Annotated in this window: 11 protein-coding genes; 3 read left to right on the top strand and 8 right to left on the bottom strand. The window is 66.9% G+C overall.

What is annotated here, in order from left to right; translation table 11 throughout:
- Positions 1 to 7 precede the first annotated feature (7 nt).
- The 6 genes from cyoB to ASF53_RS13875 form a co-directional block, all read right to left on the bottom strand.
- Positions 8 to 2,011, bottom strand: coding sequence for a cytochrome o ubiquinol oxidase subunit I (gene cyoB / locus ASF53_RS13900; protein WP_056199238.1), 2,004 nt, complete (start codon positions 2,009 to 2,011; stop codon positions 8 to 10).
- Between the two features lie 39 nt (positions 2,012 to 2,050).
- Positions 2,051 to 3,193, bottom strand: coding sequence for a ubiquinol oxidase subunit II (gene cyoA, locus ASF53_RS13895; protein WP_286134434.1), 1,143 nt, complete (start codon positions 3,191 to 3,193; stop codon positions 2,051 to 2,053).
- Positions 3,194 to 3,408: 215 nt separating this feature from the next.
- A complete protein-coding gene (locus ASF53_RS13890) occupies positions 3,409 to 4,743 on the bottom strand; it encodes an MFS transporter (protein ID WP_056199233.1) in 1,335 nt (444 codons plus the stop codon).
- 297 nt (positions 4,744 to 5,040) lie between these two features.
- On the bottom strand, positions 5,041 to 8,103 hold the full coding sequence (locus ASF53_RS13885; RefSeq protein WP_056199230.1) for an efflux RND transporter permease subunit: 3,063 nt from the start codon (positions 8,101 to 8,103) through the stop codon (positions 5,041 to 5,043).
- Positions 8,104 to 8,142: 39 nt separating this feature from the next.
- Positions 8,143 to 9,294, bottom strand: a complete 1,152-nt coding sequence (locus tag ASF53_RS13880) for an efflux RND transporter periplasmic adaptor subunit (protein ID WP_056199227.1) — start codon at positions 9,292 to 9,294, stop codon at positions 8,143 to 8,145.
- Entirely contained in the window at positions 9,291 to 10,442 is a 1,152-nt protein-coding gene (locus tag ASF53_RS13875; RefSeq protein WP_056199224.1) for an efflux RND transporter periplasmic adaptor subunit, read from the bottom strand. The genes ASF53_RS13880 and ASF53_RS13875 overlap by 4 nt, the downstream gene beginning before the upstream one ends.
- A 219-nt stretch (positions 10,443 to 10,661) precedes the next feature.
- Here ASF53_RS13875 and ASF53_RS13870 point away from each other — a divergent pair, with 219 nt between their 5' ends.
- Complete coding sequence (locus ASF53_RS13870) at positions 10,662 to 11,222, top strand: TetR/AcrR family transcriptional regulator (RefSeq protein ID WP_056199221.1); 561 nt, start codon at positions 10,662 to 10,664, stop codon at positions 11,220 to 11,222.
- A 391-nt stretch (positions 11,223 to 11,613) separates the two neighbouring features.
- Here the strand turns inward: ASF53_RS13870 and ASF53_RS13865 are convergent, their stop codons facing one another.
- Both ASF53_RS13865 and ASF53_RS13860 read right to left on the bottom strand, forming a co-directional pair.
- Positions 11,614 to 12,324, bottom strand: a complete 711-nt coding sequence (locus ASF53_RS13865; protein WP_056199219.1) for a response regulator — start codon at positions 12,322 to 12,324, stop codon at positions 11,614 to 11,616.
- Between the two features lies 1 nt (position 12,325).
- Positions 12,326 to 13,534: a sensor histidine kinase gene (locus ASF53_RS13860; RefSeq protein ID WP_056199215.1), complete on the bottom strand. Its 1,209-nt coding sequence runs from the start codon at positions 13,532 to 13,534 to the stop codon at positions 12,326 to 12,328.
- Between the two features lie 690 nt (positions 13,535 to 14,224).
- On the opposite strand from ASF53_RS13860, the gene ASF53_RS13855 reads away from it, so the two are divergent.
- Both ASF53_RS13855 and ASF53_RS13850 read left to right on the top strand, forming a co-directional pair.
- Positions 14,225 to 14,875, top strand: coding sequence for a response regulator transcription factor (locus tag ASF53_RS13855; protein WP_056199213.1), 651 nt, complete (start codon positions 14,225 to 14,227; stop codon positions 14,873 to 14,875).
- Between the two features lie 193 nt (positions 14,876 to 15,068).
- On the top strand, positions 15,069 to 15,830 hold the full coding sequence (locus ASF53_RS13850; RefSeq protein ID WP_056199210.1) for a LuxR C-terminal-related transcriptional regulator: 762 nt from the start codon (positions 15,069 to 15,071) through the stop codon (positions 15,828 to 15,830).
- The last annotated feature ends 79 nt before the right edge of the window (positions 15,831 to 15,909 follow it).

The raw sequence follows: 15,909 nt of genomic DNA, 5'->3' as shown, positions 1-15,909 counted from the left end.
ATGCTGCTCAGACCCGCGCCGCCAGCGCCTCGGTCCGCCGCTTCTCGGTCCGGCTGACCGTCTCGGCGGGGATGTAGAAGTCGCGGTTGTAGTTGAAGGTATGGCCGATCGTGATCGCCAGCATCGCCACGAAGGTGAGCGCTGCGAGCCACCAGATGTACCAGATCATCGCGAAGGAGAAGACGATGCTGACCACGCCCAGGATCACGCCGGTGGCGGTGTTCTTGGGCATGTGGATCGGCTTGTAGCCCGAGAGCGGCCGCTGGAAGCCACGGGCCTTCATGTCCCACCACGCGTCGAGGCTATGCACCACGGGTGTGAAGGCGAAGTTGTAGTCCGGCGGCGGCGAGGAGGTGGCCCATTCCAGGGTCCGGCCTTCCCACGGATCGCCGGTCACGTCGCGCAGGGCTTCGCGGTTTTTGATCGAGACCGCGAACTGGACGATCATCGCACCGATGCCGAGCGCGATCAGGCCCGCGCCGATGGCGGCGATCACGAACCAGATCTGCAGCGACGGGTCGTCGAAGTGCTGGGCCCGGCGGGTCACGCCCATCAGCCCCAGGACGTAGAGCGGCATGAAGGCGACGTAGAAGCCGATGGTCCAGAACCAGAAGCTGACCTTGCCCCAGAACTCGTCGAGCTTGAAACCGAAGGCCTTCGGGAACCAGTAGTTCACGCCGGCGAACATGCCGAACAGCACGCCGCCGATGATCACGTTGTGGAAGTGCGCGATCAGGAACAGCGAGTTGTGGAGCACGAAGTCGGCCGGGGGCACGGCGAGCAGCACGCCGGTCATGCCGCCGATGGTGAAGGTGACCATGAAGCTGACGGTCCACAGCATCGGCACATCGAAGCGGATGCGGCCGCGATACATCGTGAACAGCCAGTTGAAGATCTTCGCGCCCGTCGGGATCGAGATGATCATCGTCGTCAGGCCGAAGAACGAGTTCACGCTCGCGCCCGAACCCATCGTGAAGAAGTGGTGCAGCCAAACGAGGTAGGACAGGATCGTGATGACGACGGTCGCGTAGACCATCGAGGTGTAGCCGAACAGGCGCTTGCCGCTGAAGGCCGAGGTGACCTCCGAGAACACGCCGAAGGCCGGCAGGATGAGGATGTAGACCTCCGGGTGGCCCCAGATCCAGATGAGGTTGAAGTACATCATCGGGTTGCCGCCGAGGTCGTTCGTGAAGAAGTGCGTGCCGACGTAGCGGTCGAGGCTCAGCAGCGCGAGAACGGCGGCGAGGATCGGGAAGGCGGCCACGATGAGCACGTTCGTGCACAGCGAGGTCCAGGTGAAGATCGGCAGCTTCATCATCGACATGCCGGGCGCGCGCATCTTCACGATGGTCGCGACCAGGTTGATGCCGGACAGCGTCGTGCCGATGCCCGCGATCTGCAGGCCCCAGATGTAGTAGTCGACGCCGACGCCGGGACTCATGTCCGCGCCCGAGAGCGGCGGGTAGGCGAGCCAGCCGGTGCGGGCGAACTCACCGACGAACAGCGAGATCATGATCGTGGCCGCGCCGGACACCGTCATCCAGAACGAGAGGTTGTTCAGGAACGGGAAGGCGACGTCGCGCGCGCCGATCTGCAGCGGCACGACGAAGTTCATCAGGCCGGTGACGAACGGCATCGCCACGAAGAAGATCATGATCACGCCGTGGGCGGTGAAGATCTGGTCGTAGTGGTGCGGCGGCAGGAAGCCCTCGTTGGTGCCAAACGCCATCGCCTGCTGCGAGCGCATCAGCAACGCGTCGGCAAAGCCACGCAGCAGCATCACGAGCGCCAGGACGACGTACATGATGCCGATCTTCTTGTGGTCGACCGAGGTCAACCAGTCGCGCCAGAGCGGACCCCAGAAGCGGAAATAGGTGATGGCGGCGATCACCGCGATCCCGGCCACGGCGACGCCTGCGAAGGTTACTTGCAGGATCGGTTCGTGGAACGGGATGTCCTCCAGAGAGAGGCGCCCGAACAGCAGGTGCTGCAGGTCCGTGTTTGCGAACATGGGTTGAAACTCGTCCGTAAATCCTGAGGCGGCGACGGATCAGTTGTTGGTCTGGTCGGGAGCGGTTCGGCCTTGGCCGCTCCCCTCGTGGCTCTTCTCGCCGTCGGGCGACTCGCTCTTGGGCGCGCGGTGCGAGGCCGGGGTCGTCGCCCCCGGGGCCTCGTCGCCGCGCTGCACATGGCGGTTGTCGTACTGGAGCCGCTCGGCGTTCTCTTGGCTCTCTTTGCCGGCACCGCCCTTGGCGTCGATGGTCATCATCTCGTGCATGCACATCTTGCCGGGCACGGCGCACATGCCGAGGATCTTGCTGAAGAGGCCGTCGGCAAACGAAGCGTAGTAGGTGACGGGAACACGCTCGCTCGGGCGCTCGAGTTCGAGATAGGCATCACGGCTCAATTCCGAACCCTGCTGCTTCACTTTGGCAATCCACTGGTCGAAGCCGTCCCCGTCGAGCCCGTGGAACTTGAACGTCATGCGCGAGAAGCCGGTGCCGCTGTAGTGCGACGACAGACCGTCATAGGCGCCCGGCTTGTTGATCACGGCGTGAAGCTGCGTCTGCATGCCGGGCATCGCGTAGATCATGCCGGCGAGCGCCGGGACGTAGAAGGCGTTCATCACCGAGGAGGCGGTGATCTTGAAGGTGATCGGCCGGTTCACCGGCGCGGCCAACTCGTTGACGGTGGCGATGTTGTATTCGGGGTAGAAAAACAGCCACTTCCAATCGAGTGCAACGACCTGGACCTCGAGCGGCTTCACTTCCGCCGCGACCGGCTTGCCGGGCTCGATGCGCGAGAGCGGCCGGAATGGGTCGAGGGTGTGGGTGCTGATCCAGGTCAGCGCGCCGAGCGCGATGATGATCATCAGCGGCGCGGTCCAGATCACCACTTCGAGTCCGGTCGAGTGGTCCCAATCGGGGTCGTGGCGGGCCGCCGTGTTCGAGGCGCGGTAGCGCCACGCGAACAAGAGCGTCAGCACGATCACCGGGATGATGATGAGCAGCATCAGCCCCGTCGAGGCGAGGACGAGGTTGCGCTGCTGCATGGCGATGTCGCCGGAGGGCTGCATCACCACGAGGTTGCAGCCGGCGAGCAGGCCGAACAGCGGCAGGAGGACGAGACCCCGCAGGATCCGGCCCGCGGAGCCGGCCCCGGCACGGGCTCTCAATGAACGGTCGGCGGTCATGGCCACGAATCTTCGTTCCATCGCAAGGGCCGCGCGGGTGACTTCCCGCGTGGCGGCGGTTCATTTCTTTCCGGAGATGCCGAGCCGAGCGTGTCGGCCGACCTCTCCGGGATCGTGTTGTGGCGCGCTTCGTCTCGCCGAACCGGCATCCGGACGTCGTCGAAAAGCGCTGTCGGTCCCGCGGCGAGACGGAGGCTCGGCCCGCGGGGCCAAACTCACATCTGGCGCATCTCGGACCGGTCGAGGGAGAGCGCGAGCAGCGTCGCCAGGGCGCCGGACAGCAGGTACACGCCGACCATCGCCAGGCCGTACTCGGTGGAGAGGTACAGCACCACGAGGGGGGCGAAGCCCGCGCCGAACAGCCAGGCGAGGTCGGAGGTGAGCGCCGCGCCGGTGTAGCGGTAGCGCGCCCCGAGCCGCGAGGTCACGGCGCCGGCGGTCTGGCCGTAGGACAGGCCGAGCAGCATGAAGCCGATATTGACGTAGATCGTCTGGCCGATGGCGTTCTCGCCGAAGATCAGCGGCGCCAGGATGCTGCCGCAGGCGAAGACGGCGATCAGCCCGGCGCTGATGAGCAGCAGATTGCGCCGCCCGATCTGGTCGGCGATCAGGCCGGAAGCCGCGATCGCACCGGCGCAGACCATGGCGCCGGAGAACTGCACCATCAGGAAGTCGCCGGCCGAGCGCTCGCTCGACAGGGCGAGCCACGCGATCGGGAAGATCGTGACGAGGTGGAACAGGGCAAAGCTCGCCAACGGCACGAAGGCGCCGATCCACACGTCGAGGGCGTGGTGACGGGCGAGATCGATGACGCTGACCGGCTCCAGCCGGCCCTTGTCGAGAAGCCGGGTGAATTCGGGGGTGGCGACGAGCCGGAGCCGCGCGAACAGGGCCACGACGTTGATGGTGAAGGCGCAGAAGAACGGGAAGCGCCAGCCCCAATCGTTGAAATCCTCAGGGGTCAGGTTGACGGAGAAGAACGCGAACAGCGCGCTCGCCACCATGAAGCCGAACGGTGCGCCGAGCTGCGGGATCATCGCGTACCAGCCGCGGCGCTCCCGCGGCGCGTTGAGGGCGAGCAGCGAGGCCATCCCGTCCCAGGCGCCGCCGAGCGCGAAGCCCTGCGCCACCCGCAGCACCGCGAGCAGTTCGATGGCGACGACGCCGATCGAGTCGTAGCTTGGCAGGAAGCTGATCGCCGCGGTCGAGCCGCCGAGCAGGAACAGGGCGATGGTAAGCTTCACCCCGCGTCCGTGCCGCTTGTGGACCCACATGAAGAAGATCGACCCGAGCGGGCGGGCGACGAAGGCCAGCGCGAAGATCGCGAATGCGTACAGCGTGCCGGTGAGCGGGGCGGCGAAGGGGAAGAACACCTTCGGGAACACCAGAACCGAGGCGATGCCGAACACGAAGAAGTCGAAATACTCCGACGCGCGCCCGATCACCACGCCGAGCGCGATGTCGTTGGGGCTGACGTCGTGGTGGCTCATCGCCGCTTGCGCATCGCGCTCGAGCGGGTGGGAATTGGCCGTGGCGTTGTCGGTGGTCATCGCGGGCAGCCGGCTCGCCTGAAGGTGATCGGAGCCGCCGCCTTGGCGCGGCGTTCGGGACGTGCCTAGCGGATGGCTTGACATCCGCAAAGAGGTTTTGGCGACGCGTGTTGCCGCACAGGACGGCTATGCAGCGAAAGCAGAGATCATGCGCTTAGGCGCAGAAATCCCGGCTCGAAGCGCGCGAGATGCATAATAGAACTAGTTTCATCTGTGCGCGATCGTCTCCGATCCGCCGGATGCCACGGGATGTCGCTGGCATCGGTGCGAGAACCGGCCGCGTCGGCCGGCCCGGCCTCAAGGGCCGGGCGCGGCCGCGTCGCGCGAGGGCGGCCTGATCCGGTACCAGCCGACATAGAGCGCGGGCAGGAACAGCAGGGTCAGGCCGGTCGCCGCCAGGATGCCGCCGATCATGGCGTAGGCCATCGGCCCCCAGAACACCTCGCGGGCGATCGGGATCAGGCCGAGGCTCGCCGCCGCCGCCGTGAGCAGGATCGGCCGCATCCGGTGGCGGGTGGCCTCGACCACGGCATCCCACGGCGCCATCCCCTCCGCCTCGCATTCCTCGATCTGGCTCACCAGGATCACGGCGTTGCGCACGATGATCCCGATCAGCGCCAGGATGCCGAGGATGGCGACGAAGCCCATCGGCTTGTCGAACAGGAGAAGGGCCGGCACCACGCCGATCAATCCGAGCGGCGCGACGGAGAAGACGAGAAACAGCTTCTGGAAGCTCTGAAGCTGGATCATCAGGAAGAAGGCCATGGCCAGCAGCATCACCGGCACGACCGCCGCGATCGGCCCCTGACCCTTGCCCGCCTCCTCGACCGCACCGCCGGTCGCCAGCAGGTAGCCCTCCGGCAGCGCCTTCATGTAGCTGTCGATGGCGGGCTTGAGCGCGGCGACGACCGTGGGAGGCTGGGTTCCGTCCTTGATGGTGGCGCGCACCGTCAGCGTCGGCACCCGGTCGCGGCGCCAGACGATCGGCTGTTCGAGATCGTAGTCGATCTTGGCAAAGGCCAGGATCGGCACGACCGAGCCGTTGGAGAGGGCGACCTGAAGGCTCTGGAGCGTGTCGAGCGAGGTGCGCTCCACGGTGCGCGCCCGGCCGACCACGTTCACGAGGTAGATCGAATCGCGCACCTGCGTGATCGCCTGTCCGCCGACGACACCGTTGAGGATGCCGGCGATGTCCTGGCTGGTGACGCCGAGCTGGCGCGCCTTGTCCTGCAGGATCTCGACGCGCAGCACCTTGCCGGGCTCGTTCCAATCGAAGGTCGGCACGGCGAGGCGCTTGTCGGTGGCGACCACGTCGGCGAGCTTGAGGGCGAGGCGGCGCACCTCCTGCACGTCGGGCCCGGAGAGACGGTACTGAATCGGGCGCCCGACGGGGGGGCCGAGATTGAGCGGCTGCACCAGAATGTCGGTGCCGACGAAGTCGTGCCGGCCGATCTTCTGGAGCCGCTTGATGACTCGATCGCGGATCTCCAGCGACTTCGTGACGATCACGATCTGCCCGTAGAAGGCGTTGGCGAGCTGCTGGTCCAGCGGCAGGTAGAAGCGCACCGCGCCCTGGCCGACATAGGAACTCCAGCGCTCGATGTCGGGGTCGCCCTTCAGGTGCGCCTCGAAGCGGTCCATCTGCGCCCGCGTCTCGGTGATGGTGGCGTTCTGCGGCAGCGTCAGATCGACCAGCACCTCGGAGCGGTCGGACGACGGGAAGAACTGCTGCTGCACGCGGCCCATCCCGACGACGGCCAGCCCCATCAGGACGACGCAGATGATCACGGTGATCCAGCGCAGCCGCATCGCGACCCGAAGAACCGCCATGAAGGCGCGGGTGAACAGGCCTTGCTTCTCCGCATGGTGCTTCATGGTCTTGGGCAGCATGGTGACGCCGAGAAGCGGCGCGAACAGCACCGCGACCACCCAGGAGACCAGGAGCGAGGCGGCGATCACCACGAACAGCGAGTAGGTGTACTCGCCCGCCGACGAGCCGTTGAAGCCGATCGGCAGGAAGCCGGCCACCGTCACCAGGGTGCCGGTGAGCATCGGGAAGGCGGTGGAGGTGTAGGCGAAGGTCGCTGCCTTCTTCAGGTTGTCGCCGAGTTCGAGGCGGGCCACCATCATCTCGACGGTGATCATCGCGTCATCGACGAGGAGTCCCAGCGCGATGATGAGGGCGCCGAGCGAGATGCGCTGGAGCGTCACGCCCATGATCTGCATGACCACGAAGACGATGGCGAGCACCAGCGGGATCGAGATCGCGACGACGAGCCCGGCGCGCAGGCCCAGACTGACGAAGCTCACCACCAGCACGATGACGACCGCCTCGACCAGGGCCTTGGTGAAGCCGCCGACCGCCTCTTCCACGATTTTGGGCTGATCCGAGACGAGGTGGATGCCGACGCCGATGGGCAGCTTGCCCTCGACGACGTGCATGCGCTCCTTCAGATCCTCGCCGAACTTCAGCAGGTTGGCGTTGGGGCGCATGGCGATGGCCAGCCCGATCGCCGGCTTGCCGCCGACGCGGAACAGGGCGGCCGGCGGGTCCTGGTAGCTGCGGGAAATCTCGGCCACATCCGCGAGGCGGAAGAAGCGGTCGTTGAAGCGGAGATTCACGTCGCGCAGCGATTCTTCAGACGAGAACTGCCCGCTCACGCGCAGGGAGACCCGCTCGGGCCCCGCCTGGACCACACCGGAGGCGGCCACCGCGTTCTGCGATTGCAGCGCCTTGATCAGCGCCTGGATGTCGATGCCGTAACCCGCGAGCTTGCGGGTCGAGAAGTCGAGATAGATCGTCTCGCCCTGCACGCCCATCAGCAGGGTCTTGCCGATATTGGGCACCTTGAGGATCTCGGTGCGCACGCCCTCGACGTAGTCGCGCAATTGCCGGTGGGTCAGGCCGTCGGCGGTGAAGGCGTAGACGTTGCCGTAGACGTCGCCGAACTCGTCGTTGAAGCTCGGGCCCTGCACGCCCTGCGGAAAGGTGTGCTGGATGTCGCCGAGACGCTTCCTTACCTGATAGAAGGCGGGCTGGATCTCGTCCTTCTTCGTCGTGTCGCGGAACTGCACGAACACCGTCGCCTGACCCGGCGTGGTGTAGCTGCGGACGTAGTCGAGCGCGTTGATCTGCTGGAGTTCCTTCTCGATCCGGTCGGTGACCTGATCGAGGGTGTCCTTGATCGTGGCGCCGGGCCAGCTCGCCTGGACCACCATGGTCTTGATGGCGAAGGGCGGATCTTCCTCCCGGCCGAGGCCCGAATAGGCCATCACGCCCGCTGCGAGACAGACGAGCATCAGGAACCAGACCAGCGAACGGTGGCCGAGCGCCCAATCGGAAAGGTTGAAGTCCTTCACGCGCGGAAACCTCTGCAGATTGTCTTGCCGGGTTCCGGCTCAGTTCCGTTCGTCGGCCAGCCGGACGGTCTGGCCCTCGCGGAGGGAATGGGCGCCCGCGACCACGACCCGCTCGCCGGGCTTCAGCCCCGTGCGCACGGCGATGCGCCCGTTTCCGTCTGGCCCGTCCCCGTCGAGGGTCACGTCGCGGCGCTCGACATGCCGGTCGCCCGGCTCAGCCCCCGGCGCGGCCCCTTGCCCGCCTGCCTTCTCGTCCCCGCGCCCCTCGGCCTCCGGCACGATCCAGACCGAGCGGCGTCCCTCCGCGTCGAGGAGCGCGGTGGCCGGCAGGACGAAGCGGCGCTCGATGTGGCGCTCCAGCGCGACGGTGATGGTCGCGCCGAGCCGGAAGGCGGGACCGGGCTCTTCCAGGGTCAGGCGGACGCGGCGGGTGCGGGTGCCGGATTCGGCGAAGGGGGCGACCTCGCGCACCCGGCCGCGGGCGGTGATCTCCGGCGCGCTCTGGAGCACCACCGTGAACAGCCCGTCCTTGGGCATGGCCCCGGCCAGCGTCTCGGGGATGTCGACCACGGCCTCGCGGGTCTCGGGCCGGGCCAGCGTCACGATCCCCTGCCCCGGGCTCACGACTTGCCCGATCTCGGCGAGCCGCTGGGTGACGACGCCGTCGAAATCGGCGTGCAGCTCGGTATAGCCAATCTGGTCGCGGGCCTTCTGCAGGCTGGCCCCGGCCTGGGCGAGGCGGGCCTGGGCGGTGTCGCGCCGGGCCACCGCCGCGTCGAGCTGGGCCTGGGTGACGTTGCCGCCCTCCATCAGGCGCCGGGTGCGCGCCTCGGTGGCCGTCGCGTTCTCGGCCTGGGCCTTGGCGTCGGACAGTTCCGCCTCGGCGCGGCTGAGGTCGAACCGCGAGACGATCGGGTCGAGGGCCGCGAGGCGCTGGCCCTTCTTCACCACGTCGCCCACGGTGACGTCGCGCGCCACCACCCGGCCGCCGATCTGGAAGCCGAGCTGCGACTGGTAGCGCGGCTCGACCGTGCCGGCGAAGGGGCCGAAGATCACGCTGTCGGTAGGTTGGGCCAGGGTGGTCAGGACCGGCCGCACGGGCGGCGGCGCGGGCGCCTCCTGCGACGGCTGGCAGGCAGTGAGCGGAATGGCGCCGGCAAGGGCGGCGCAGACCAGAAGCGCAGGCCTCATCGTCCGCCCTCCCCGGCTGCGGATTTCGTGGGTTCCGGCGCGGCGTCTTGGCCCGCGAGCGCGACGTGCTGGCCGGGGCGCAGGAACTGGATGCCGGCGATCACCACCGTTTCGCCGGGCCGGACGCCGTCCTTCAGGACGATGTCGTCGAAGCCGTAGCGGTCGATCTCGACGCTGCGGATCGAGACCGTGCCCGCGGCGGAATCGTAGACCCAGACCGCCGGCCGGTTGTCGGAGCGGTAGAGCGCCGACCAGGGCAGCACCACAGCCTCGCGCGAGGCGAAGCGGCCCCGGCCGATCACCACGGCGCCGAGCGTCATCGCCGGCGGGGTCGATTCCAGCCCGACCTTGACGCGCACCGTGCCGCTGGCCGCATCCACCGTCGGCGAGATTTCGCGCACGTGGCCCGTCACCGCCGCCGTGGGATCGGATTGGAGCGTGACGTGGATGGTCTTGTCGCCAGGCGGGTTGGCGGTCAGCGCCTCGTAGACGTTGAACACCGCGTCGCGCGGGCCGTCCTGGGCCAGCACCATCACGGCCTGGCCCGCCTGCACCACCTGCCCGACCTCGAAGGTACGGTTCAGGACGATGCCGGAGACGCCCGCGCGCAGCTCGGTATAGGAGAGCTGTTCCTCGGCGGTGCCGAGCGCCGCCTTGGCCGAATCGACCGCGGCCTGAGACGTGCGCAACTGCTGCTCGGCGTTGTCGTAGGACGGGCGCGTGGTGTAGCCGCCGCTGATGAGCTGCTTCTGGCGCTCGAAGGTCACCTTGGCCTGGGTGAGCTGCGCCCCCGCCGAGACCAGGGCGGCGCGGGCGTTGTCGAGATTCGCCCGCTGCGTCAGCGGTTCCAGCACCGCCAGCACCTGATCGGCCGTGACGTGATCGCCGACCTCGACCCGGCGCTCGGCGACCTTGCCGTTGGTGCGGAAGGCGACGTTGGTCTGGGCCTGAGCCTGGATGTCGCCGGTGAGCACCACATCCGAGGTGACCGGCCCCTTCGTCGCCGTCACGACCCGCACCAGCACGACGGACGGGGTCTCCGCCTCTGGGAGCGCTGAGGTCGCGGGCGCATCCGCCGAAAAGGCCGCCGTCACGAGGAGGGCCGAGAGGGCGGTGGCGGTGAGGACGGGACGGAGCCGTGGGGACATCGGCCGAGTTTCCGGACGGCGGGGACGGGGCATACGGCCGATTCGGGGGAGGACGGCTTTCGCGGCGCAGGCTTATCGCCTATCTTACCGACCGTCCAGACGGTTTTTAAGCGAGCTGGTGTGGGAGGCGCTCCTGGCCTCTCCCGAAACATGAACGCCTGCAGTGGTTTCGTGTGGCATGCTGGATGTCGCGTGCAGAGGCAGGGATCGGGGGCGACCATGTCGCAGAAGACGCGCAGCCGGCGCGACGACCGTGCCGAAGTGATTCTCGACGCGGCGGGCGCGGTGCTGCGCCGAGGCGGCGGGCGGGCGCTGACCATCGACGCCGTGGCGACGGAGGCCGGCCTGAGCAAGGGCGGCGTGCTGCACCATTACGCCTCGAAGGATGCGCTGATCCTCGCCCTCGTCGGCCGCAAGCTGGAGGAGCTGCGCGCCGGCATCGCCGCCTGTGAGGCCGAGCGGATGCCGGGGGCGACGGGCCTCGCCCTCGGCATGATCGAGCACCTGCGCCGCAGCTATTGTGAGCAGGACGAGTTCAGTCGCGCCCTGCTCCTCGCCTCTGCCGAGAATCCGGATGCGCTCGCCGGCTACCGCGCCTTCGTGGCCGAGCGGCTCGCCCGGTTCGAAGCGGCGGAGGGGCCGACCGGCGTCGGGGCCGCCCTGTTCTTCGCGCTGCTCGGCGTCGTGATGGGCCGCACCCTCGGCTTCCACGATTTGAGCGCCGCGCAGATTGAACCGCTTCTAGGCGCGCTGGAACGCGCCGCGCAGGAACTCGGCTAAGCAGGCTCAGAGAGTTGGTCGGGCTCGTCGCGGGCCGTTCGAACGGAGAAGGCGATGGCATCCGCCTCAGCCGCGCCTTGCGCCGTGCCCTGACGAGCGTCGCTCTTAGGAGGATGTCGGCCGGGGCCGTGCAGCGCCTTCGATGAAACGGGCGGCTTTGGCCGATCGGGTGTGGTCTACGCGAAGAGCCCTGCGCAATCGGCAAGAGAGCGCCTGCCCCGGTCATGCGAAGCGGCAGAATCCGATGATCGATGGCCTATCGGCTGCATTCCGTCGACGGCCGCGTTTCGGTTGCCGGTTGCGTGCCGAATGAAAAGCACAAGGTGGTCGGGTACGCCGTTCATAGGATGGTCTCAACTCTACGCATACGAAACGCTGTTTCTCGAACGACTCACATCGGCGACGACGGCCGTTCCGACAGCAGCCGCCTGTTCTCGGTCTCGAGCCAGCCTTGGCCGAGGGCGAAGCGGACGATGCTGGCGCGGGAGCGGAGCCCGAGCTTCTTGCAGCCGCGGATCTTGTAGGTATCGACCGAGGCCGCCGAGATCGACATGGCGAGACTGACCTCTTTCATCGTCATGCCGAGGGCGATGAGCCGGAGCACCTCGCGCTCCCGTGCGGTGAGGCCGCCCTCCTGGCCGGGATGGGGCGCGGCCGGGCCGGCTTCCGTGCGGTCGGGCGGCGCGGGCGGCGCGCGCATTTCGGCATCCACATATCGGCCGCCCAGGACGACCGCTTCGATGGCCTCCAGCAGGCTGTTGCCGGCGGAACGCTTCAGCACGTAGCCCTGGGCCCCGGCGGTCAGCGCCTCATCGACGAAGGCGAGATCCTCGTTGACCGTCAGGAAGACGATGTGCACCGCGGATCCCGTTTCACGGAGCGCGCGGGCCACTGCGAGGCCGCTCATGCCGGTCATGGTGATGTCCATGACGACGACGTCGGGCTGGGTCCTGTGGACGAGGTCCAGGGCGTGCCGGCCGTCACTGGCTTCGCCGACGACCTCGATGCCGGCCGTCTCCCCGAGCAGGCCGCGGACGCCGCTTCGGAAAATTGGGTGGTCGTCGATCAGGGCAACCCTGACCCGTTCTTTTACCGTTCGCATCTCATCCCCCTATCAGCGGCAATCGCGCCAGAATCGTCGTCCCGCCGCCGGGAGGCGATTCGATCATCAGCGTCCCTCCGAGCAGCGTCAGCCGCTCGCGCATGCCCGCGAGTCCGAACCCGCCCCCTGCCCGTCGCGCCTCGGGCGCTCGCTCGCATGCGAGCCCCGGCCCGTCGTCCTCGATCGCCAGGGTGACGCCGGTGCTGGCGTATTGCAGGGTCACGGAGACGTGGCGCACCCCCGGCGCGTGCTTGACGACGTTGGTCAGAGCTTCCTGCACCAGCCGAAAGATCGTCACCTCGATCTCCGGCGTGAGGCGGACCGTGGTCCCCGAAAGCTGGAATTCGATGGGGATCGCGCTCTGGTCGGACCATTCGCGCACGAGACCGCCCAGGGCGAGGGTGAGGCCGAGTTCGGTCAGGGTGACCGGGCGCAGCTCCCGCACCACCTGGCGCAGGCTGGCCGAGATCGCATCGACCTGCTTCAGCATCGCCTCGACCTGCGTCGGCGAGGGCGCACGCCGCAGGCGGTCGAGCTGAAGCTTCAGCCATGCGAGCTGCTGGCCGGCCTCGTCATGAAGTTCCCGGGCCAGACGCTCCCGCTCGGCCTGATGCGCTCGGTAGAGTTGGGCCAGCACCGCGTCCCGGTCGCGCTCGGCGCGGAGGCGGGCCTGCGCGGTGCTGCGCAAGTCGGCCAGCAGGAGGTCACGCTCGCGCAACAACGCTTGCTGGCTGCGGTGATGACGCTCGCGCGCGGCGAGTTCACGCCGCAGCATCGCCGCCTCGGTCGCCTGAAGGCTGAACCGCATTTCCGGTGTCGGCAGGAGCCGCAGGAGAACCAGGGGATCGATCCCCTCCCGGTTCAGGCGGAAGCCGTGGCAGCGGAAACGGCGTGTCCCGCTTCCCCGCTTGATCGCGATCACGCCGGGGAGCGGCGTCCGCGTCGCCCTGGCCCGGGCCAGAAACACCGTCGAGACCCTGCCTGTGAGCAAGGGTTTGCCGGACGGCAAGGTCGTGCGGTTGCGTGAGGTGTTGCCGCTCGGATGGGTCGGGGACGGATCGTCCCGCGCCAGCAGCAGGCGGGCGGGATCGTTGGCGTAGGCGATGCTGCCCGAACGGGCGACGACCAGGACGGGGGCATCGATCGAATCGAGGACGCGCGCCGCTTCCGCGGTCAGCGAGCCCGAGCCCGCTGCCACCCTCTGATCCATCGACGAGGCCCCCCTCGACACGTCACAGACCCCGTGCGTCCACGCGTGTTGTTCCGTGGTGCTGGGGAGGGCGCGATAAGCGTGTCGAGAACGTTCGGCATCGGCGTTCGTACATCAGCAGCGTGATCGAGCCGCCACTCCCCGCCGCGATTACTGACATCGTCAGAGCCCCCGTTACCCACCGCTGCCCAGGTGACATGATCCATCCGGATTATGATCGAAACACCGGATTAATTCGGCCCAGGCGACCGTAGGGTTGTACGATATGACTCTGCTGCGGCGCGGTATATAACAAAAGTGTTTCTCCGATACCTCATTGTTGATAGCCCGAAAGGCGTATTCAATTCAGGATTGATAGCGCGTCGCGGATTTTCTGGATTCAGCCCGTGATAGAATCGACGATTCAAAATAATATTTGCCAATATCGGGTAATCTCTTGAGAGAAACTTGCTGGCCGCGGTCTGCATGGTAAGCATTGCACGGGCAAAGCTCTGCTGCGGGGCAGGAGAGTTTTTAAGTTTGTCTACAATCTGGGATTTCGTTCTGATTTAACGTTGTCCCGAGCGTAGTTCAGGCGAAAACTGCGATTTTCAAACCATAAAAATAGATCGGCGCGACCAAAGCGAATTTGTCATTGGCAGAAACGTTTTCCTCGTGATGACCGGCAATCTAAGGAGTTAACGCTCAGTTATGTTGCGGATCATCATCGCAGATGACCAGAGAAACTTCCGCACATTATTGCGTAGAAGTTTGGAAATCAATTTGAGCGGAATTATCGTTGTCGATGTTTCAAACGCATCAGAACTGATCAACAGCCTCCGGTCGCCGCTGAAAACGGACCTCGTCATCGTCGGATCGCGCCTGCTTCCGGCCGGGGATCCGACCTATCTCGGCGCCCTGAAGCGAGCGGCCGGGAACGCACGCCTCCTGCTCGTCGTTCCGCACGCCTCGGCCGACCTGTTCCAGGATGCCCTGAGCCTGGGCTTCCACGGATTGATCGTGCGGCGCCAGCGCCACGAGGAAATGCTCGAGGCCGTCCGAACCACGCTCGACGGCCGGCTCTACGCCCCCAGCGCGATCCTCGCCGTGAAGCCGTCGGAGGCCGGGGCGGCGCTTCGGCAGCCGGAGCGGAGCGTGCGAACGTTCGGGCTGACCCTGCGTCAGCGCGAAGTTCTTGCGCTGATCGGCAAGGGATTATCCAATCGAGAAATCGCGATCACCCTGAGTATCGCCGAGGCGACCGTGAAAATTCACGTTTCCGCCGTGATCCGGATGCTCGGCGTCAGAAATCGAACCGAGGCTGCGCTGCTCGCGCCGACCATACTCAAGGGCAAAATCTAGTACGAACTGGATAGGCCTTGCTGAGATGTCCAAGTTTTTTCTGACATGACAGGACACCTCCCATTCGGTCTAGTTAATTTGTGCCTAACCATTCTGCGACGCACAATAAGCGCGTATGAACGGCCAGAACGGAATCTGGCGGTCAGGGTGGTCCGGCGCGGGAGGTTTTCAGGAGATCAGGGGAGTAGCTCCGATGGAACACATCGATACGCTCATCGTCAGTGATAACCGCATGGTCCGGGAAAGCCTGATCGCGCTTCTGTCCGGCACACGCTTCATGGTGCGGCAGGTCGCGGCCAGCCCGGCTCTTCACCAGTCCGATCTCAAGGCGGCCCACTTGGCGCTCGTCGTCATCGATGAGGAGGCCGCGGGCATCGTCGGGCAGGTCGCCGAGGCGCTGCCGGACGTCAAGATCGTGGCGCTCGCGCTGCGCGATACCGAAGGGCTGATGCTGCGCAGCCTCCAGCTCGGCGCCTCGGCCTATCTGACCGAGGACGTCTCCCCGTCCGACCTGCTCAAGACCCTCGAGGTGGTGATCGCCGATTGCGCGGTGCTGCCGGTGAGCTTCCTCGGGCGTTTGTGCCTGGCTTTCGACCCGGTGCGCGCCCCCGGCCCGGTCGCCGCCCTGACCGGGTTGCAGCGGGCCGACGGCACCTCGCTCTCCAGCCTGTCGAGCCGCGAGGTCAACATCCTCGAAGGCTTGGCTCTCGGCGAGTCCAACAAGGTCATCGCCCGCAACCTCGATATCGCCGAGGCGACGGTCAAGGTTCACGTCAAGGCGATCCTGCGCAAGGTTCGGGTAAAGAATCGGACGCAAGCCGCGGTCTGGGCGATGAACAAGGGCATCGTCACCAACGGCTGCGCCCCCACCGAGCGGTTCGGCGGCCTCGTACCGCCCCTCCCCCTCGTCGCCGGCCGTGACAGCTTCTCCGGCACCCTGGCCGCTGTCGCCTGACGATCGTGCGGCGCCGTGAGGGCCCGGCGCCGCCCCTGCCCGACTGCGCGTGATCCCGAATGCGATCGCAAGCCAAGAG

Origin of the sequence: Methylobacterium sp. Leaf123, from assembly GCF_001423405.1 — a bacterium.
GTDB lineage: Bacteria > Pseudomonadota > Alphaproteobacteria > Rhizobiales > Beijerinckiaceae > Methylobacterium.
Note: the sequence above shows the minus strand (reverse complement) of the source record. Positions and strands in the feature narration are given on the sequence as shown.